This is a genomic window from Streptomyces sp. NPDC048461 (genome assembly GCF_055587105.1).
On the sequence record NZ_JBVJGW010000010.1, the window covers coordinates 220217 to 238695 of the forward strand.

An 18479-nucleotide genomic window follows, 5' to 3' on the forward strand; every position below is an offset into this window, starting at 1 on the left:
GACGCCGGGCCCCATGAGCGCCGACGCCTTCCGCGTGCTGTACGAGGAGCTGCGCGAGCGCACGCCGCGCGCCCCCGGAGACACCCGCGGCACGCTCGCCCGGCTGACGCCCGAGCGCGTGGTGGCGGCCGCCGCCGAGATCCGCTCCGGGCTCACCGTGTCGCTGGCCGCCCCCGTCGAAACGCGGACCGGACCCGACAATCCCGACCCCGCACGCCACCGGATGCTCGCCCCCACCGCCGGTGAAGTGACGGCCGACGGGCTGCACTTCGCGCGGGACCGGTTCGCGATGAACGTGCACGGGGACGCCGACAGCCACCTCGACGCGCTGTGCCACGTGCTCTTCGACGGCGAGCTCTACAACGGGCTGCCGGCGAGCAGCGTCACGCCCGACGGCGCCCGCGCGCTCTCCGTCGAGGCCGCCCGGGACGGGATCGTCGGCCGCGGCGTGCTCCTCGACGTTCCGCGGCTGCGGGGCGTCCCGTGGCTGGAGCCCGGAACCCACGTGAGCGCCGCCGACCTCACCGCCGCGGAGGCGGCGCAAGGCGTCCGGGTCCGGCCGGGGGACGTGCTCCTCGTACGGGTGGGGCACCGCCCGCGGCGCCGCGAACTCGGGGCCTGGGACGCCTCGCGGGCCCGGGCGGGCCTGCACCCCACGGCCGTACGGTTCCTGGCCGAGCGGCAGGTGGCCGTCCTGGGATCGGACGGCAACAACGACACGGCCCCCAGCGCGGTGGCCGGGATCGGCTTCCCCGTCCACGTCCTGGCGGTGCACGCCATGGGCCTGCCGCTCATGGACTACCTGCAGTTCGAGGAGCTCACCCGGGCCTGCGCCCGCGCGGACCGGTGGTCCTTCTTCTGCGTGGTCGCGCCGCTCAGGCTCCCGTCGGCCACCGGGTCCCCCGTGAACCCGATCGCCGTCCTGTGAGGCGCCGTACCGGGATCCGTGCGGTCGCCGCCCGCGGGAAGGAGGGATAGCTTCGAAGAGGTGGGGTGGCCGTCGTGAGCGGGGCGGCGCGACGGCGCGCAGCAGGAGGGCCCGCCTCCAGGGCGCGGCCCGCGAGCACGAGGACGGTGGTCGCCGTGGGCGACTCCCCGCACTACGACGTCGTCGTCATCGGTTCCGGAGCGGGCGGCGGAACGCTCGCCCACCGGCTCGCCCCGTCCGGCAAACGGGTGCTGATCCTCGAACGGGGTGACTACCTCCCCCGCGAGCGGGACAACTGGGATTCCACGGCCGTCTTCGTGAAGGGCAAGTACCGCGCCCAGGAGTTCTGGCGGGACGAGCACGGCGACACGTTCCCTCCCGAGGTCAACTACTACGTCGGCGGGAACACCAAGTTCTACGGCGCCGCCCTCTTCCGGCTGCGGCCCGAGGACTTCGGCGAGCTCCGCCACCACGACGGCCTCTCCCCCGCCTGGCCGCTCCGCTACGAGGACCTGGAGCCGTACTACAGCCAGGCCGAACACCTCTACAAAGTCCACGGTCGCCACGGGGAGGACCCCTGGGAGGGGGCGTGGAGCGCGCAGTACGCCCACCCGCCGGTCTCGCACGAGCCGCGGATCCAGCAGCTGAGCGACGACCTGGAGAAGCGGGGCCTGCACCCCTTCCACCTGCCCATCGGTGTCGACCTGCTCCAGGACGAGAACGGTCGGGCCACCAGCTCCAGCGTCTGCATCCGCTGCGACCGCGTGGACGGCTTCCCCTGCCTGGTGCGCGGCAAGTCGGACGCCCAGGTGATCTGCGTGGAGCCGGCGCTGCGGTACCCGAACGTCGAAATGATCACCAACGCGCGGGTGGTCCGGCTGGAGACCGATCCGACCGGGCGCAGTGTCAGCAGGGTCGTCACCCGGGGCGAGGACGGGAGCGAGATCCCCTACTCCGCGGACATCGTGGTCGTGGCCTGCGGGGCGGTCAACTCGGCGGCACTCCTCCTGGCCTCGGCCGACGACCGCAACCCGCGCGGGCTGGCGAACCGTTCCGACGTCGTCGGACGCCACTACATGCGCCACAACAACCTGGCGCTGATGGCCGTTTCGAAGGAACCCAACGACACGAAGTTCCAGAAGACCCTCGCCCTGCACGACTGGTACCTCGGCGCCGACGACTGGGACTTCCCGCTGGGCGGCATCCAGATGCTCGGCAAGTCGGACGCCGAGCAGATCCACGGCGAGGCTCCCCGCTGGGCGGGCGCGGTGACCCCCGACATGCCGTTCGCCGTGATGGCCCACCACGCCGTCGACTTCTGGCTGTGCGGAGAGGACCTCCCGCTCCCCGACAACCGGGTCACCCTCGACGGCGACGGCACCATCCGCCTCGTGCTCGACGAGAACAACAACACCGCCGGGCTGAAGCGGCTGCGGCACAAGCTCCAGGGCATGCTCGGACACCTGGGCATGCACGAGCACCAGCTCCTGTCGCACAGCATCTACCTGCACAAGGGCATGCCGATCGGTGCCACGGCCCACCAGGCCGGCACGGTCCGGTTCGGCGACGATCCGGCCACCTCCGCCCTGGACGTGAACTGCAAGGCCCACGACGTCGACAACCTGTACGTGGTCGACACGAGCTTCTTCCCGAGCATCGGCGCGGTGAACCCGTCCCTCACGGCGATGGCCAACGCCCTGCGGGTGGGCGACCACCTGGTCGAGCGGCTCGGCTGAGACTCGCGCGCGTGAGGGCCGCGCATTGCCCCGACCGGGCGTTGCTGCTCGGCCGTGTGGCCCAAGGGCGCCGCGAGCTGGCCGGACGATCCGCGCCGGGGGTGCTTCCGTGACCTGCGGACCGGTCGGGCCGCGATCCGGCGGACCGGATCGGACAGTCGAGGAGGCAGTCGATCGTGAGTTCCACCGAGGGCGCACCCCGGGGAGTGATCCCCGCCGGCCTGCTGAAGGGCCAGAAGGCACTGGTCACCGGTGCCAACAGCGGAATCGGCAAGGCCACGGCCATCGGCCTGGGCCGGGCCGGCGCCGACGTGGTCGTGAATTACGTGGCCGACGCGGACGAAGCCGGGAAGGTCGTCGAGGAGATCGCCTCCTTCGGTGTGCGGGCCGCCGCCTACGAGGCGGACGTGTCCCGGGAGGACCAGGTCGTGGCGATGATGGACCGGATGGTCCAGGAGTTCGGCACGATCGACATCCTGGTCGCCAACGCCGGGCTCCAGCGCGACTCCGCGTTCGAGGAGATGACGCTCGCCCAGTGGCAGAAGGTGCTGGACGTCAACCTCACGGGTCAGTTCCTCTGCGCGCGCGAGGCGACGAAGGAGTTCCTGCGGCGGGGCGTGGTCCCGGAGGTGTCCCGTTCGGCCGGGAAGATCATCTGCATGAGCTCCGTGCACCAGGTCATTCCCTGGGCGGGACACGTGAACTACGCCTCGTCCAAGGGGGGCGTGCAGATGATGATGGCGACCCTGGCCCAGGAGCTCGCCCCCCGGAAGATCCGCGTGAACGCGATCGCACCGGGAGCCATCCAGACGCCGATCAACCGGAGCGCGTGGGAGACGCCGGAGGCCCGCAAGGACCTGCTCCGACTCATCCCGTACGAGCGCATCGGAGAGCCCGAGGACATCGCCCACGCGGCCGTCGCGCTCGCCTCGGACCTCATGGACTACGTCGTGGGCACCACGCTGTACGTGGACGGCGGAATGACCCTCTACCCCGGCTTCAGCACCGGCGGCTGATCCTCCCCCGACGTCTCCAGAGCGACAAAGGAACCCATGGACACCGTGGTCCACCTGCTGGCGGCAGACACACCCTCCCAACTGCTCCCGGCCAGGGAGCTCATGGCGTTCACCCTCGCCTCCCACATCATCCTGGTGCCGCTGGGAGTGGCGCTGCCGCTGATCACCCTCGTCATGCACTACCGCGGCCTGCGCCACAACGACGCCACGGCCCTGCTGCTCGCCCGGCGCTGGTCGGCCGTGATGGCCGTGCAGTTCGCCATCGGCGTCGTCACGGGCACCGTGCTGTCGTTCGAGTTCGGCCTGCTGTGGCCCGGTCTGATGGGCCGCTGGGGCGACGTCTTCGGCATCGGCTTCGGCATCGAGGCGTGGGCGTTCTTCCTCGAAGCGGTCCTCATCGCCATCTACCTCTACGGCTGGCGCAGGCTCAAGCCCCGCACGCACTTCCTCCTCGGCCTGCCGCTGCCGGCCACCGCGCTGCTCGGCACCTTCGGCATCCTGGCCGCCAACTCGTGGATGAACACCCCCCGCGGGTTCACCCTCGACGCACAGGGCAACCCGGTCGACGTGAGCGTCTGGAAGGCCCTGTTCACCCCGATGTTCGGGCCCCAGTACTGGCACTTCGTGATGGCGATGCTGATGACCGCGGGCTTCGTCGTCTCGGGCGTGTACGCCGTCGGATGGCTCCGCGGCCGGCGGGACCGCTACCACCGGCTCGGGTTCACGGTCCCCTTCACGGTCGCCGCGGTGGCCACCCCGGTGCAGCTCTTCCTCGGCGACTCGATCGCCCGGGCGGTATTCCAGAAGCAGCCGGTGAAGTTCGCCGCCATGGAGATCGTCTGGGAGACCGACAGCCACGTCCCGGAATACCTCTTCGGCCGGCTGCACGAGGACGGTTCGGTCAGCGGTGGCATCAAGGTCCCCCAACTCGACTCCATTCTGGCCGGGTTCAGTCCGGACACCGTGGTGCAGGGGCTGTCCTCCGTGCCGGCGAGCGACCGGCCCAACGCCACCCAGGCCACGATCGCCCACTGGGCCTTCGACATCATGGTCGTGATCGGGAGCGTGCTCATCCTGCTCGTCCTGTGGTACGGCCTGGTGTGGCTGCGCCATCGTCGGCTGCCCCGCTCCAAGTGGTTCTACCGCAGCGCCGCGTGCGCCGGCGTCGGCTCCGTGATCGCCGTCGAGTGCGGCTGGATCACCACGGAGGTGGGTCGCCAGCCGTGGATCGTCTACCAGAACATGCGCGTCGCCGAGGCCGTGACGTCGACGCGCTCCACCACCCTCTGGATCATGTTCGTCCTGGTGATCCTGGTGTACCTGTGCGTGTTCGGAGCCTTCCTCATGGTCCTGTTGAAGATGCGTGACCGCTGGCGCCTGGCCGACGGGGCGGCGGACGGGCAACCGGGCGAGGCCCCGGAAGCCGTCACGCCCTACGGGCCGCGCGCCGCGGTCCCGGCCGGCCGGGACCCGTCCCCGGACGACGGCGGACCCCCTGCGACGGGGCCCGACGGCTCCGCTCCGACCGGGTCCGGTGGAGCCTGATGGCCGGCCTCGTCGCCTTCGTGCTGCTGCTGGCCGTGGCCGCGTACGCCTGCGCCGGCGGGACCGACTACGGGGCGGGCTTCTGGGACCTGACGGCCGGCGGAGCCCGGCGCGGCAGGCGCCCCCGGTGGCTGATCGACCACGCCATGGCCCCCGTGTGGGAGGTCAACAACGTCTGGCTCGTCTTCGTCCTCATCCTCATGTGGACCGGGTTCCCCGTGCTGTTCCAGACGGTGTTCACCGCACTGTGGCTCCCGCTCGCCCTGGCCGCGCTCGGCATGGTGCTGCGCGGCGCCGGGTTCGCCCTGCGCAAGCCCAGCCGCGGGCTGTCCCGACGTCGGCTGTACGGCGCCGTGTTCGCCGTCGCCTCCCTGCTCACGCCGTTCTTCCTCGGGGCGGCGGTCGGTGCCATCGCGTCCGGCCGGATCGCTCCGGGCACCGAGGCTTCGAGCGACGCGTGGGCCAGCCCCGCCTCCCTCGTGTTCGGGCTCCTCACCGTCGCCGCGACCGCGCTCCTGGGCGCCGTGTTCCTGACCGCGGACGCCACCCGCTTCGACGCACCCGACCTCGTCGGGTACTTCCGGCTCCGTGCCCTCGTCAGCCTCGGCGCGGTCGCCGGGGCGGCCGTGGCCGCGCTCATCGTCGCCCGCGCCGACGCGCCCCACGTCTGGCACGGGCTCACGCACGGTGCGGGCCTCGCCCTCGCGGTCGTCTCGGCGGTGCTCTTCGCCGCGACGGCACTGCTCGTACTGCGCTCGAAGGCCCACTGGGCCCGCTTCACCTGCGTCGGTGTCGTGGGGGCGGCGGTCTTCGCCTGGGGCTTCGCGCAGCGCCCCTACCTCATCCCCACGTCCCTGACCGTGGCGGACGCCGCGGGCGCCTCGCAGACCCTGACCTGGCTCACGGTGGTCAGCGCCGTCGCGCTGCTGCTCATCGCGCCGGCCGTCTTCCTGCTCTACTGGATGGACACCCACGGCGAGCTGGAACCCCTCACCGACGCCGACCTGCGAAGGACCGTCCCCCCGCGCGGGGATGCGTCCGACACCACCTGACAGACGGCTTCCGCCCACCCGGTGACGGCCGCCCGCCGCCGCTGCGCCGGACTTCCGCACTCGAACAGTCACCCACCGCGCCCGCGGGCCGGGGAAGGAAAGCGCCGTGAGCGAGGACGACATCCTCCTGGGCATCGCCCTGATCGTTGCCCTGGCCGCCGTCTGCCAGATCCTCGCCGGCAAACTCCGCGTCCCCGCCCTGATCCTCCTCCTGCCCGTCGGGTTCGCCGCGGGCGCCCTCACCGACATCATTCATCCCGACCAGCTGATCGGGGAGGAGTTCTCCGCCCTGGTCTCCCTGTCCGTGGCGGTGATCCTCTACGACGCCGGACTCGGCCTCGACCTGCGCAACCTGACCGGTGACACCCGCGCCATCGTGGGCAGACTGCTCCTCTTCGGTGTCGCCTTCACCTTCCTGGCGGTCTGCGCCGTCGGCCCGGCGCTGTTCGACATGTCGCTCAGGGTGGCCTCGATGGTGGGCATGATCCTCGTCGTGTCCGGGCCCACGGTCGTGGGACCCCTGCTCCAGTACGTCCGGCCGACGGACAAGGTCAGGCGCCTGCTGATCTGGGAAGGCACGCTGACCGACCCGATCGGGGCCATCCTGGGAGCGCTCGTCTTCCACGCCATCGCCACCACCCACCAGATCGACATCGGCCGCGGCTACCAGTTGGGGCAGTTCCTCATCAGCCTGGCCGTCGGCTTCGCGGGCGGAGCCGTCGGGGTCGGCCTCCTGTGGCTGACCCTGCACGTGCTCCGGCTCGGCGAAGCGCTCGGCACGCTGGCCCAGCTGGCCACGGTCATCGCGGTGTCGGCGGGGTGCGACATCATCCGCGACGACACCGGACTCATCGCAGCCATCGTCACCGGCATGGCGGCCGCCAACGTCCGGGGCTTCGACATGCCCGCCCGCCGGCCCTTCTTCGAGACGCTGGTCCAGCTGATCATCGGGCTGCTGTTCATCTCCATCTCCTCCAGCGTCACCCCGGCCTCGCTGACGCCGGTGCTCCTGCCCACGCTCGCCCTCGTGGCGGTCCTCGTGCTCGTGGTGCGCCCCCTCGTCGCCTTCGCGTCCACGCTGGGCAAGGACATGACCAAGGGGGAACGGGCGTTCACGGGATGGATGGCCCCGCGCGGCATCGTGGCGGCCTCGACCGCTGCGGCCTTCGCCGCCCCCCTCGTCCAACTGGGGCTGCCGGGAGCGTCCAAGATCCTCCCCATCACGTTCCTGGTGATCGTCTCCACGGTCGTGCTGTACGCCCTGACCGCCGGCCCCGTGGCCCGGCTGCTCGGCGTCGCGCGGCCGAACCGGACGCTGCCCCTCCTGGTGGGCGGTGCCCCGTGGGCGGTCGGACTGGGCAAGGCGCTGCGGTCGGCGGGAGTCGACGTACAGATGTGGGCGGGACTGGGCGAGGAGAGGAAGCGGATCGAGGAGGCGGGCATCACCCTCGCCAGGGGGGACCTGCTGGCGACGGCCACCAACCCCAGGGCCCGGCTCGAAGGCGTCAACGCCGTCTTCCTGCTCACCGACGACGACGACTTCAACGCGCTCGCCTCGGTGCTCGTCGAGGACAACGTCGAAGGGCCCGTCTACCGGGTGGGACCACCGCACGAGAGCCACGGCGTCGTCGCGCCCTACACCGGAGGCGCCGTCCTGTTCGGCGGGTCGCTCGTCCGGCACGTCCTGGCGGACCGGTACGAGCAGGGCGCCCGGTTCGAGGTCCGGCCCGCGGCCGAACCCCTCCCGCCGGGACACGAAGCGCTGTTCCTCGTCGGGGACGACGGCCGGCTCGACCCCGTCGACGCGACCCGCTCCGACACCCCGCCGGCGAACGGCCTCGTCGTGGTGCTGGCCCCCGCCCCCGCGGACCGGCGGCAGCCGTTCCCGGACTCGCCCTAGGCCTTCTCTTTCGGATCTTGTCGGCCGAGCCCGCGGCGTCTGGCGCCGTGCCTGGTCGTGCTGTCGGGGCGCCCGTGTACTGGACGTACTCGGTTGCCCTGGCAGTGCGGCCGGGCGCGGTGCCAGGCGTCGCGGGCCCGGCAAGATCCGAAAGAGACGGCCTAACCGGCGTCCTGGCGGGCGCGGTTCAGGGTGGCGTCCAGCGTGATGGCCGCGTCGATGAGCGCCAGGTGGGTGAACGCCTGCGGGAAGTTGCCGAGTTGCCGCCCCGTCAGGGCGATCTCCTCGGAGTACAGGCCCAGGTGGTTGGCGTACGTCATCATCTTCTCCAGTACGAGCCGGGCCTGGTCGGCCCGGCCGGCGCGGGCCAGGGCGTCGACGTACATGAAGGTGCAGAGGGAGAACGTTCCCTCGGAGCCGCGCAGGCCGTCGGGCGAGGCCTCCGGGTTGTAGCGGTAGACGAGGCTGTCGCTGACCAGTTCCCGGTCCATGGCCTCCAGGGTGGACGTCCACATCGGGTCGTCGGGGGTGATGAACCCCACCGTCGGCATCCGCAGCAGCGCGGAGTCGAGCACGTCGCTGCCGTAGTGCTGGACGAAGGCGTTGCGCGCCGGGTCCCACCCCCGCTCCAGGACCTGGTCGTAGATGCGGTCGCGCTCCGCGGTCCAGCGCCCGCTCTCCGCGGGCCGCCCGTGGGCCACGGCCAGGCGCAGCGCCCGGTCGAAGGCGACCCAGGACATCACGCGGCCGTAGGTGAAGTCCTGGCGGCCGCCGCGGGTCTCCCACAGCCCCTCGCCCGCCTGGTCCCAGTGGTCCACGAGCCAGTCGAGCAGGGTGCGCAGCGAGGTCCAGCCGCGGATGTCGAGGTGGATGCCGTGCTCGTGGGCGAAGGAGATGCTGTCGAGCGCCTCGCCGTAGATGTCCAGCTGCAGCTGGTTCGCGGCTCCGTTGCCGATCCGCACCGGCGCGGATCCCTGGTACCCCTCCCAGTGGTCCAGGACCTCCTCGTACAGGTCCGAGGAACCGTCCACCCGGTACATGATGTTCAGCGGCCCCGTGTCGCCGTCGCTGCCGGCCTTCTCCTTCACGCGGTCGCCCAGCCAGCCGATGAACGCCCGCGCCTCCTCGGTGAACCCGAGCCCCAGCAGCGCGTACACGGAGAAGGAGGCGTCCCGGATCCAGGTGAACCGGTAGTCCCAGTTGCGCTCGCCGCCCAGCTGCTCCGGAAGGCCGGCCGTGGGCGCCGCCACCATGGCGCCGGTGGGGGCGTACGTCATCAGCTTCAGGGTGATCGCGGAGCGCTCCACCATCTCGCGCCACCGCCCCGTGTACCGGGACTGCCGCAGCCACGAGCGCCAGTGGTTCCGGGTCTCGTCGAACAGCTCCTGGAACTCGGCGACGCGGATCTCGCGCGGCGGCCCCGGCGCGGCCGACATCATGACCAGGCCGCGCTGCTGACCCGCCTCCAGTGCGAGCTCGACGCGCAGGTCCTGGTCACCGGTGATCGTGTGCACCAGCCGCTCGTCCTCGGGCTCCCGGACCACGCTCAGGGTGAGCTCCAGCGCGTCCGAGGAGAACACCGCACCGTTCTCGGTGGCGTGCAGGGTGTGCGGCATGCGCCCGTAGTCGAACCTCGGGGCGATCTCGATCAGGAAGGTCATGCTGCCGCGGACGCAGCGCAGCATGCGGACCAGGCAGTGGCGGTCGGTGGCCGTCCCGCCGGTGACGGGCATGAAGTCGACGACCTCACCGGCGCCGGACTCCGTCATGAACCGCGTCACGAGGATCGCGGTGTCCGGCAGGTACAACTGCTTGGTGGTGTACGTGTCGTCCGCCGGCCTGACGGTGAAGTGCCCGCCCTTCTCCCAGTCGAGGAGGGCGCCGAAGACGCTGGGGGAATCGAAGCGCGGACAGCAGAACCAGTCGATCGTGCCGTCCGTGGTCACCAGGGCGGCGGTCTGCAGGTCACCGATGAGCCCGTGGTTCTCGATCAGCGGATAGTCAGCCATGGAAGACCCCTTCCGACCTCACCCGATCAGCCTAAGCGCGGAACTCCCGGGGGGCCTTCCGAGCGGCGCGGCCCCGGGAAGATCCGGAAGAGACGGCCTAGCATGGAGGAGTCCGAACCGGGGGCCGGGCCGCCGTGCGGGGCCGAATCCGGGGAGCCGATGATGATGTCCTGGTCGGTGCGGTTCCGTTTGCGGCAGTACACCAAGGCGAGTCTGTGGATCGTCCCGCTGATCGGACTCCTGCTGGGCGCGGCGTTCGCCGAGTGGGTCTCCGGGCTGGACGCGGGCTTCCTGCCGGGTGACTGGCGCTACTCCGCGACCACCGCGAGCGGTGTGCTCAGTGCCGTCGTCGGGGCCATGGTCGCCCTGCTGGGGTTCGTCGTGACGATCGGCGTCCTGGTCATCCAGCAGGCCACGGGAACGCTGTCGCCCCGCTACATGCGCCTGTGGTACCGGGACCGCCTGCAGAAGGCCGTGCTGGCCACCTTCACGGGGACGTTCGCGTACGCCTTCTCCCTGCTGCGCAAGATCGAGTCGGACCACGTCCCCGATGTGGGGGTGACCCTGTCCGGGGTGGCCGTGTCCGTCAGCCTGCTGCTCCTGCTCGTCTACCTCAACCGCTTCACCCACAACCTCAGACCGGTGGCCATCGCCGACCTCGTGGGGCGCATGGGGGAAAAGGTGGTGGTCCGCTCGGCGGATCACCTCCGCCGCTCCCTGGCACCGGAGGACGTCGCCCCCCTGCCGCCCGCCGGTCCGGTGACCGGCATCGAGACCGCGCGGGGCGGAGTCCTCCAGGCGTTCGACGTGGCGGGGCTCGTCGAGGCCGCCGTCCGCCACGACTGCGTCCTCGTCCTGACCTGCCACGTCGGCGACTACGTGCCTCCGGGCACCGCGCTCGTCGAGGTGTACGGGGCCGAGCGGAGTCCCGACCCGTGGCGCGTGACGGGACGCGTCGCCCTCGGAGTCGAGCGCACGATCGAGCAGGACCCCGGCTTCGCCCTGCGCATCCTCGTCGACATCGCGATCCGAGCGCTCTCCCCCGCCGTCAACGACCCCACGACCGCGGTCCAGGTGCTCAACCACATCGACTCCTTCCTGCACGCGATCGGCCGGGTCCGGCTGCGCGAGCGGTACGTGCTCGCCGACGGCCGCGGACTGCCGCGCCTGGTGGTGCCCGGCCGCGCCTGGGACGACTACCTGCAGCTCGGAGTCACCGAGATCCGCGAGTACGGATGCACCTCCCTCCAGGTGTGCAGGCGGCTGCGCGCGCTGCTCCAGGACCTCCTCCGGAGCCAGCCGTCCGAGCACCTGCCCGCGATCCGCGCGGAACTCGCCCTCCTCGACGAGGCCGTCCGGCGGGCCTTCACCGACCCCGCCCGCCTCGCCGACGCCCTCACGCCCGACCGGCAGGGCATCGGCACCGGACGGCGCCCAGGGCTCTGATCCCGCCCGACCGGACGCGACTTTCACCCCTTCGGCCGTTCAACGCTCGCGCCCGGGCCCGCCGTGCGGTGCGCTGCAAGGTGACCCCCACCGGCAGGAGAGGACGCGCCATGACGCACGAAGGCGGAGCGGCCCCCGGTCCCGAGCCCTCCGAACTGGACCGGCTCCAGTCCCGGGTGACGGCGCTGGAGGCGGAGAAGGCGGCCCGGGAGCCCCGGCACCGGTGGAGAGCGTTCTTCGCCGCCGTCCTCATCGTCGCCGGCTGCGTACTGGCCCCGCTCGCGGCGGTCTCCGCGTGGGCGTCGAGCGTGGTGGGCGACACGGACCGGTACGTCCAGACGGTCGCCCCGCTGGCCTCCGATCCGGACGTGCAGGCGGCGGCGGCCACCCGGGTCACCGACGCCGTGATGGAACACATCGACATCCCGACGCTGCTGGAGGGCGTGGCGCCGAACGACCGCCCCCTCCTGGAGAAGGCGCTCGGCAAGCTCGGGGACTCCCTCGAAGGCGCCGTGCGCAGCTTCGTGCGGGACAAGGCGCAGGACGTCATCGCCTCGGACACCTTCGACCGGATCTGGACCGATGCCAACCGCCGCATCCACGCCGCGGTGGACAAGGCCCTGACCGGGAGCGGCGGAGGGGCGGTGAAGATCAACAACGACTCGGTGACCGTGGACCTGGGCCCGGTCGTCGACCAGGTCAAACAACGCCTGGTCGACGAGGGCATGACCGCGGCCGGCAAGATCCCCGAGGTCACGACCGACTTCACGGTCCTGCGCGCGGACGACATCGGCAAGGCCAAGACCGGCTTCCGGCTGCTGCAGATCGCCGGCAACTGGCTGCCGGTGCTCTCGGTGCTCCTGATCGCCGCCGGTGTGCTCCTCTCCCGCCACCGGCGCCGCGTGCTCGTCACGGCCGCGCTCGCCTTCGCCTTCGCCACGCTCATGCTCGGTGTGGCCCTGACCGTCTTCCGCGTGGTCTACCTGAACGCGCTGCCGGACAACGTCTCTCAGCCCGCCGCGGGCAGCGTCTACGACGCCTTGACGCACTACCTCCGTACGACGGTCCGGATGGCCGTGGTCCTCGGCGTGGTGGTCGCCCTCGCCGCCTGGCTGACCGGCTCCGGCCGCTCCGCCACGGTCGTCCAGCAGCTGTGGCACTCGGGCATCGGCGCGGTCCGCGGCACGGCGGACCACGCGGGGCTGCGCACCGGCCCGGTGGGCCCGTTCGTCCGGCGCCACCGGAGCTGGATCACCTGGATCCTGGTGGCGGCGGCGGTGCTGACCGTCTTCCTGTGGAGCTATCCGACCGGCTGGGTCATCCTCGGCATCGCCCTCGTGCTCCTCCTCGTGCTGGCCCTGGTGGAGTTCCTGGCGGCCGACGGGACCGACCGGGCGGCCGCGGCGCCCCGGCGAGCGGACGGCCCCGCCCCCGGGAAGTGAACGCGCCGATGATCCTCGACCTGGCCGTGATCGGGACGGCCATCACCCTGGGTCCCCTGCACAACAGCGCGTTCATCCTGCTGCTCGCCTCGCGCCGGGGTGCCCGCAAGGGCCTGGCGTTCCTGTTGTCGTGGCTCGCCGACCTGATCGCGGTGATCGCGTGCGTGCTGCTGCTCACCGGTGGTGAACCGCCGGCCCGCCACAGCGCCCCGTCGACCGCCGCGGCGTGCGTGAAGGTCGCGCTCGGCCTGGGGCTGGTGGTGTACGGGGTACACCGGCGGCGTCGGCCGCGCCGGCCGCACGGCCCGCCGCGGTGGACCGCCCGGGTGGACGGCGCCTCACTGGCCACGGCGGCCGGGCTGGCCTGGCTGCTGCAGCCGTGGGCGCTGGTGGGGGCGGGCGCCGCCACGGTCGTCGCCGCCGACCTCTCCTCCGTCGCCGACTGGCTCGCCCTGATCTGCTACTGCCTGCTGGCCACGCTCAGCCTCGCCGCCATGCAGGCGTACACGCTCCGGTCGCCGGCGGTCGCGGGCGCCCGGCTGAACGCACTGCGGACCTGGCTGGAGCGGCACCAGGAACAGCTGATCGTCGTCCTCTCCCTGGTCGTCGGCCTGTGGCTGCTGGCGCGGGGCGGTTACGAGCTCTTCGCCTGACCTCGCATCGACCGCGCGCACCCGCCGCCGCGGCGGCGGCCCGCCTCGCCTCCGCGTACCCGACCGGTCCGAACCGTAACCTGACCGTCGCGGCGCCCCGCCGCGGGCCGGCGGCCCGGGCCGCCACGGCGCTGCGGAGGACCCGGGCGATCGTCCGTGAGGATTCGAAGCGCGAGTCCGGGGCACCTGAACGAGGCGAAAGCGCCTTGCCAGTCCACACGAGGAGGCAGCAGTGACCACCTACGTCATCACCGTGCCCGGCACGTTCCTGACGGACGTCAGCGATGCGGCGCGCAAGGATCTGGTCCGGGGGCTGTCCTCGCACCACTCCGACCTGAGCGAGACCGAGGACCTGAACCTGCTGACGCTGGGCGACGGCGGAACCTTCTCCGTCCGCCTGGAAGTCGAGGCCCACGACCGGGCCGGCGCCGAGGCCGACGCCGTCCGGCTCACCGCCGGAGCCCTGGAACAGGCCGGGTTCTCCGAGAAGGACGCAGCACTGGGCCCCCCGGCCGTCACCGGCATCGACGGCGAGTTCTGATCCGGGGGGAGCAGCCGACACTCCCTAGGATCCGGGCAGCACCGTCACCTTGAGCACGTTGCACCGGAACGCCTCTTCGACCCGGACGAGCGCCGCCGCACTCACGCCGGCGCGCTGGCCCGGGGCCAAGTCGTTGCTGACCGCGGCCCCCTCCGCGAGGCGGCTGCCGTCCGGAGCGAGGAATTCGATGCCGATGAGGAAGGTGCGGGTCCGGTCGCCGGAGTTGGTGATGGTGAGCGCCGCCGTCGGCCAGCCGTTCGCCGGATCCACCGCACACGAGGTGATCTTCACGTCCTCGACGGGTCCCCGGTCCGAGGAGGGTTCCACCACGGCCGGGGTTCGGTGGGGGGACGCATCGGGCCGGGTCGGCGCAGCGCTCTCCCCACCCGTCGCCGGTGGGTCGGTGTCTGCGCCGAGTCCGATCAGGAGGCCGACGACGGCCGCCAGGCACAGGCCGCCGAACACGCTCAGGGCCATGACGAGGCCGGTGCGCCGGCGCTTCGCGGGCGGCGGCGCGAGGGGTCCGGGCGGCGGGCCCGATCCTGGCTGCGGAGTGGGCTGCGGCACGGGACACCCCCTGGGAATCGGGTGACGCGGTCGGGCCCCCGGCCCGTACAGCCGAGCATGGCATTCGCGGGGCCTTGCCACACTTCGGCCGGGGGCGGAGCGTTCGGCTCGCTCCGTCCGTGTTCGGCGAGCGAGAGGCTCAGGCGGGGCTCGGGCCGGATACCGGGTGCTCGATCAGGGTGATGCGGTTCCCGTCCGGGTCGTGGAGGGCCGCGAAGCGCACTCGCCCCGACCCGGGCTGGACCTCCCCGGCCCGGAGTCCGCGGGCGGCCAGTTCGGCCAGGACCCGGTCCAGGTCGTCGACGCCCAGGTTGACCAGGGCGGATCCGGCGTGATCCGGAGACTCAAAGACCTGGACCCAGGCGTCCGGTGAGACGTGCCAGTCCGCGAGCCCCGGCATGGGGGTGGTGTCGGGCGACCGGCCCAGGAGCCGTTCGTACCAGGCCACCGCGGGCCCGATCTCCCGGACGGGGGCGACGGCGAGTACGTGGGTGAACGCCATGGTGTGACCGTTCCTTTCGCTGACGGGGCCGCGGGGCGCGGGGCTCTCCGCTCCCCCGGCTGCTACCCCGTCCGCCGGGAACGCACCACCGGCCGCGGCGTGTCGCTCGCGGCGGCCGGGGCCGTACGGACTGCATGGTGGGGCGCATGAAGGCTACGGACGTCATCGCCGACGGGTTCGAACGCATCCACGAGATCGTGCACGAGGCCGTCGAAGGACTCTCCGCGGAGCAGCTCGCCGCGCGGGTCGATCCGGCCGCGAACTCGGTCACCTGGCTCGTGTGGCACCTGACGCGCGTCCAGGACGACCACGTGGCGGACGCCGCCGAGCGGGAGCAGGTCTGGCTGTCCCAGGGCTGGGCGGCCCGCTTCGCGCTCGGTCTGCCCACCGGCTCCACCGGCTACGGGCACACGGCCGGGCAGGCGGGCTCGGTCCGGGTCGACTCGGGCGAGCTGCTGCTCGGGTACTTCGACGCGGTGCACGAGCAGAGCCTGGGCTTCGTCCGCGGGCTGGCCGCCGCCGACCTGGACCGGGTCGTGGACGAGCGCTGGGACCCCCCGGTGACGCTGGGCGCGCGCCTGGTCAGCGTTCTGGCGGACGACCTCCAGCACGCGGGTCAGGCAGCGTTCGTACGGGGCGTGCTGGAGCGGCGCGCGTAGGCGGCGGGCCACCCGTACGGAGTCGCCCGGAAGGCGGTACGCGCGGCGATGCGCCAGGGTCGTTGCACGGGAGGTGCACGATGGAACCGCGTGTCACAGGGTTCGTCCAGTCGTACAACCGCGAGCGGGGCTACGGGTTCATCCTCCCCCTCGGCGAGACCACACCGGTCTACGTCGAGCGGGAGGAGATAGAGGCCGAGCCGAGGGTCCTCTCCGAGGAACAGCAGGTCACCTTCGCCATCGAGCTCGGCCGGGGCCGCATGGAGGCCCGCCGCGTCAGACCCTGACCCGGCGCACGAGCACAGCCAGCGCGGCCGCCCCGAGCACCGAGAGCAGGGCGGCGACTCGCAGGACGGACTCGATGGCGGGGCCGTCGGAGGCCGCGCTCCCCGCGGACCCGCTGATCACCTCCAGCACCGTGGAGGCGACGGCGACGGCCACGGCTCCGAGCAGCACCAACGAGGTCAGGACGAGGCCGGAGGCGGCCGCTAGCCGGTTCTCGGGCACGTAGGACTGGGTGGCGACGTTGGTCAGCGCCCAGCCGAGGCCCACTCCGACGCCGACCACGGCGAAGACCGCCGTGTACAGGACGAGCGGGGTGGCCCAGGTGAGGGCCATCAGGCTGATGCCGCAGAGCAGCATCCCGGCGGCCATCACCGCTTCGGGGCGCCGGTGCTCCGCGAGGTGCCCGGACCAGTAGCTGGCGGCCCCGGCTCCGACGGACAGCGACAGGAAGACCAGTCCGGATTCGAGCGGGGACAGCCCGCGCGCCTGCTGGAGGTAGAGCGCGGAAAGGACCGCGACCAGGCAGTAGACGATGTTGGACAGCGATCCGGCCAGCGTGATGACGACGAACGGGCGGTTGCGCAGCAGCGCGAGGTCGAGGAGGGGCTCGGCCGTGCGCCGCTCCAGGCGGACGAACGCCGCCAGCAGTGCGGCGCCACCGACGAGGCAGCCCAGGGTGGCCGGTGAGGTCCAGCCCCAGTGCCCGCCCTGGTCCACCGCGATCATCACCGCGCTCAGGCCGCCCGCGAGGGCGACGACCCCCGGGACGTCGAGGCCCCGGGCGGCCTCCTCGTCCCGGGTCTCGGGCACGTAGCGCAGCATGAGTACGGCGGCGGCGAGGCAGAAGGGCACGTTCAGCAGGAACACCGCGCGCCAGCTGACGTGTTCGGCGAAGGCGCCCCCGATGAAGGGGCCGAGGGCGGTGCCGATGGCGCTGAAGGCGAGCACCGTGGCGACGGCCCGGCCCTGGCGGGCGTCGCGGAAGTAGGCGGTGACCACCGCGACGGAGACGGGGAAGATCAGGGCGGCCGTGCATCCCTGGACGACCCGGCCGGCGGTCAGCCAGGCGGTGTTCTGGGCGGCGGCGCACACGACGGACACGGCGCCGAAACCGATCAGCCCGGCGACGAGGACCCGCCTGCGCCCGAGCAGGTCCGCGGCCCGTCCGCCCGTGATCATGAGGGCGCCCAGGGCCAGCATGTAGCCACTGACCAGCCACTGGAGGTCGGTGGTGGGGGTGGCGAAGTCGCGGGCGATGACGGGCAGCATGAGGTTGAGGGCGAACCAGTCCATCTGCACCAGCAGCATGGAGATGGCGGCGGCCGCGATCACGGCCCGGTCGCGCCGGGAGAAGAGACCCCGGCGCGGGTGCGCCCCTGCGGATGCGCTCATGCCACCGCCCGCCTTCGGTCACTGCGACCATCGTGGCACCGGCCGGAGCGGGGCGCCCGGCGTGCCGGACGGGGCGGGGGCGGCTCAGCCCCGGAAGCCGTCCGGGCGCTCGGGTGAAGCGGCGGCCAGGGCCTTGGTCACGCCCTCCACGCCGTCGCGGAGCCCGTAGACGGGGGTGTCGGGCTGCTGGCGCCAGGAGTCGTCGAGCCCGCCCGCGTCGACGGTGTCGAAGCCGATCTCGTCGATCAGGGCGCGGACGGCCGTCTTCGCCGTCTCGTCGTCGCCCGCCACCGGAAGGGCCATCCGGTCGGCGGAGCCCGCGGGGCGGTGCCTCTCCACGATGTCCTGGGCGAAGGTGCCGTTGAAGGCCTTGATCACCGGGTGGCCGAGGTGGCGCTCGGTCCAGCGGCTCTCCGTCAGCCCCTCGTCCTCGACGCCGGCGATCCGGCCGTCGCGCTGCTGCGGGTAGTAGTTGCCGGTGTCGATGACGGCGAAGCCGTCGGCGGCTCCGTCGAACAGGCCCGCGGGAAGGTCCGGGATGTTCTTGAACGGAATGGTGACCACGACGATCTCCGCGCCGCGCGCCGCTTCCGCGACGGTGACGGGGGTGGCGCCGGTCTCCTCGGCGAGGGCGGTGAGCGTGGCGGGGCCGCGCGAGTTCGCCACGGACACCTCGTGCCCGAGGGCCGTGAGCCGGCGGGTGAGGTTGCCACCGATGTTGCCCGCGCCGATGATGCCGATCTTCATGAGCTCTCCAGTGCAAGGGGGTCGGTCGGGTGTCGCGCCGGTGCCAACTCCGCCGGCCG

At 72.3% G+C, this 18479-nt stretch carries 17 protein-coding genes; 12 read left to right on the plus strand and 5 right to left on the minus strand.

Annotated elements, in window-relative coordinates; translation table 11 throughout:
- The first annotated feature begins 13 nt into the window (after positions 1–13).
- The 6 genes from ACZ6S8_RS19670 to ACZ6S8_RS19695 all read left to right on the plus strand — a co-directional run bounded on the left by ACZ6S8_RS19670 (position 14) and on the right by ACZ6S8_RS19695 (position 8177).
- On the plus strand, positions 14–928 hold the full coding sequence (locus ACZ6S8_RS19670) for a cyclase family protein (protein ID WP_469457358.1): 915 nt from the start codon (positions 14–16) through the stop codon (positions 926–928).
- Positions 929–1083: 155 nt separating this feature from the next.
- On the plus strand, positions 1084–2664 hold the full coding sequence (locus ACZ6S8_RS19675) for a GMC oxidoreductase (protein ID WP_469457360.1): 1581 nt from the start codon (positions 1084–1086) through the stop codon (positions 2662–2664).
- Between the two features lie 176 nt (positions 2665–2840).
- Complete coding sequence (locus tag ACZ6S8_RS19680; RefSeq protein ID WP_469457361.1) at positions 2841–3680, plus strand: SDR family oxidoreductase; 840 nt, start codon at positions 2841–2843, stop codon at positions 3678–3680.
- Between the two features lie 36 nt (positions 3681–3716).
- Positions 3717–5225 (plus strand): cytochrome ubiquinol oxidase subunit I, encoded by a 1509-nt coding sequence (locus ACZ6S8_RS19685; RefSeq protein ID WP_469457362.1) that lies wholly within the window; start codon positions 3717–3719, stop codon positions 5223–5225.
- Positions 5225–6277: a cytochrome d ubiquinol oxidase subunit II gene (locus ACZ6S8_RS19690; protein WP_469457363.1), complete on the plus strand. Its 1053-nt coding sequence runs from the start codon at positions 5225–5227 to the stop codon at positions 6275–6277. The genes ACZ6S8_RS19685 and ACZ6S8_RS19690 overlap by 1 nt, the downstream gene beginning before the upstream one ends.
- Before the next feature lie 106 nt (positions 6278–6383).
- Positions 6384–8177, plus strand: coding sequence for a cation:proton antiporter (locus ACZ6S8_RS19695; RefSeq protein WP_469457365.1), 1794 nt, complete (start codon positions 6384–6386; stop codon positions 8175–8177).
- A 161-nt stretch (positions 8178–8338) separates the two neighbouring features.
- Here ACZ6S8_RS19695 and ACZ6S8_RS19700 read toward each other — a convergent pair whose 3' ends face one another.
- Positions 8339–10186, minus strand: a complete 1848-nt coding sequence (locus ACZ6S8_RS19700) for a glycoside hydrolase family 15 protein (protein WP_469457367.1) — start codon at positions 10184–10186, stop codon at positions 8339–8341.
- Positions 10187–10288: 102 nt separating this feature from the next.
- On the opposite strand from ACZ6S8_RS19700, the gene ACZ6S8_RS19705 reads away from it, so the two are divergent.
- The 4 genes from ACZ6S8_RS19705 (at position 10289) to ACZ6S8_RS19720 (ending at position 14268) form a co-directional block, all read left to right on the plus strand.
- The gene (locus ACZ6S8_RS19705; protein ID WP_469457369.1) at positions 10289–11632 is read left to right on the plus strand and encodes a DUF2254 domain-containing protein; all 1344 of its coding nucleotides are present in this window, start codon (positions 10289–10291) and stop codon (positions 11630–11632) included.
- 110 nt (positions 11633–11742) lie between these two features.
- Positions 11743–13074 (plus strand): hypothetical protein, encoded by a 1332-nt coding sequence (locus tag ACZ6S8_RS19710; protein WP_469457371.1) that lies wholly within the window; start codon positions 11743–11745, stop codon positions 13072–13074.
- An 8-nt stretch (positions 13075–13082) separates the two neighbouring features.
- Entirely contained in the window at positions 13083–13727 is a 645-nt protein-coding gene (locus ACZ6S8_RS19715; protein ID WP_469457373.1) for a GAP family protein, read from the plus strand.
- A 232-nt stretch (positions 13728–13959) separates the two neighbouring features.
- Entirely contained in the window at positions 13960–14268 is a 309-nt protein-coding gene (locus tag ACZ6S8_RS19720) for a hypothetical protein (protein WP_469457374.1), read from the plus strand.
- 24 nt (positions 14269–14292) lie between these two features.
- Here the strand turns inward: ACZ6S8_RS19720 and ACZ6S8_RS19725 are convergent, their stop codons facing one another.
- Complete coding sequence (locus ACZ6S8_RS19725) at positions 14293–14835, minus strand: hypothetical protein (RefSeq protein ID WP_469457376.1); 543 nt, start codon at positions 14833–14835, stop codon at positions 14293–14295.
- A gap of 139 nt (positions 14836–14974) precedes the next feature.
- Positions 14975–15337, minus strand: a complete 363-nt coding sequence (locus tag ACZ6S8_RS19730; protein ID WP_469457378.1) for a VOC family protein — start codon at positions 15335–15337, stop codon at positions 14975–14977.
- Between the two features lie 146 nt (positions 15338–15483).
- Here ACZ6S8_RS19730 and ACZ6S8_RS19735 point away from each other — a divergent pair, with 146 nt between their 5' ends.
- Both ACZ6S8_RS19735 and ACZ6S8_RS19740 read left to right on the plus strand, forming a co-directional pair.
- Positions 15484–15996, plus strand: a complete 513-nt coding sequence (locus ACZ6S8_RS19735) for a mycothiol transferase (RefSeq protein ID WP_469457380.1) — start codon at positions 15484–15486, stop codon at positions 15994–15996.
- 80 nt (positions 15997–16076) lie between these two features.
- Entirely contained in the window at positions 16077–16283 is a 207-nt protein-coding gene (locus tag ACZ6S8_RS19740) for a cold-shock protein (RefSeq protein ID WP_383932506.1), read from the plus strand.
- Here the strand turns inward: ACZ6S8_RS19740 and ACZ6S8_RS19745 are convergent.
- Together ACZ6S8_RS19745 and ACZ6S8_RS19750 are read right to left on the minus strand one after the other, a co-directional pair.
- Positions 16273–17673 carry an MFS transporter gene (locus ACZ6S8_RS19745; protein ID WP_469457383.1) on the minus strand — a complete coding sequence of 467 codons (1401 nt, stop codon included), beginning with the start codon at positions 17671–17673 and terminating at the stop codon, positions 16273–16275. The genes ACZ6S8_RS19740 and ACZ6S8_RS19745 overlap by 11 nt on opposite strands.
- 84 nt (positions 17674–17757) lie before the next feature.
- Complete coding sequence (locus tag ACZ6S8_RS19750; RefSeq protein WP_469457385.1) at positions 17758–18420, minus strand: NADPH-dependent F420 reductase; 663 nt, start codon at positions 18418–18420, stop codon at positions 17758–17760.
- Between the last annotated feature and the right edge of the window lie 59 nt (positions 18421–18479).

Excerpts from the sequence above, each read along its gene's own strand:
- ACZ6S8_RS19670 (WP_469457358.1), top strand. The coding sequence starts at position 14 with ATGAGCGCCGACGCCTTCCGCGTGCTGTACGAGGAGCTGCGCGAGCGC.
- ACZ6S8_RS19685 (WP_469457362.1), top strand. The coding sequence starts at position 3,717 with ATGGACACCGTGGTCCACCTGCTGGCGGCAGACACACCCTCCCAACTG.
- ACZ6S8_RS19690 (WP_469457363.1), top strand. The coding sequence starts at position 5,225 with ATGGCCGGCCTCGTCGCCTTCGTGCTGCTGCTGGCCGTGGCCGCGTAC.
- ACZ6S8_RS19700 (WP_469457367.1), bottom strand. The coding sequence starts at position 10,186 with ATGGCTGACTATCCGCTGATCGAGAACCACGGGCTCATCGGTGACCTG.
- ACZ6S8_RS19705 (WP_469457369.1), top strand. The coding sequence starts at position 10,289 with ATGGAGGAGTCCGAACCGGGGGCCGGGCCGCCGTGCGGGGCCGAATCC.
- ACZ6S8_RS19710 (WP_469457371.1), top strand. The coding sequence starts at position 11,743 with ATGACGCACGAAGGCGGAGCGGCCCCCGGTCCCGAGCCCTCCGAACTG.
- ACZ6S8_RS19715 (WP_469457373.1), top strand. The coding sequence starts at position 13,083 with ATGATCCTCGACCTGGCCGTGATCGGGACGGCCATCACCCTGGGTCCC.
- ACZ6S8_RS19730 (WP_469457378.1), bottom strand. The coding sequence starts at position 15,337 with ATGGCGTTCACCCACGTACTCGCCGTCGCCCCCGTCCGGGAGATCGGG.
- ACZ6S8_RS19735 (WP_469457380.1), top strand. The coding sequence starts at position 15,484 with ATGAAGGCTACGGACGTCATCGCCGACGGGTTCGAACGCATCCACGAG.
- ACZ6S8_RS19740 (WP_383932506.1), top strand. The coding sequence starts at position 16,077 with ATGGAACCGCGTGTCACAGGGTTCGTCCAGTCGTACAACCGCGAGCGG.
- ACZ6S8_RS19745 (WP_469457383.1), bottom strand. The coding sequence starts at position 17,673 with ATGAGCGCATCCGCAGGGGCGCACCCGCGCCGGGGTCTCTTCTCCCGG.
- ACZ6S8_RS19750 (WP_469457385.1), bottom strand. The coding sequence starts at position 18,420 with ATGAAGATCGGCATCATCGGCGCGGGCAACATCGGTGGCAACCTCACC.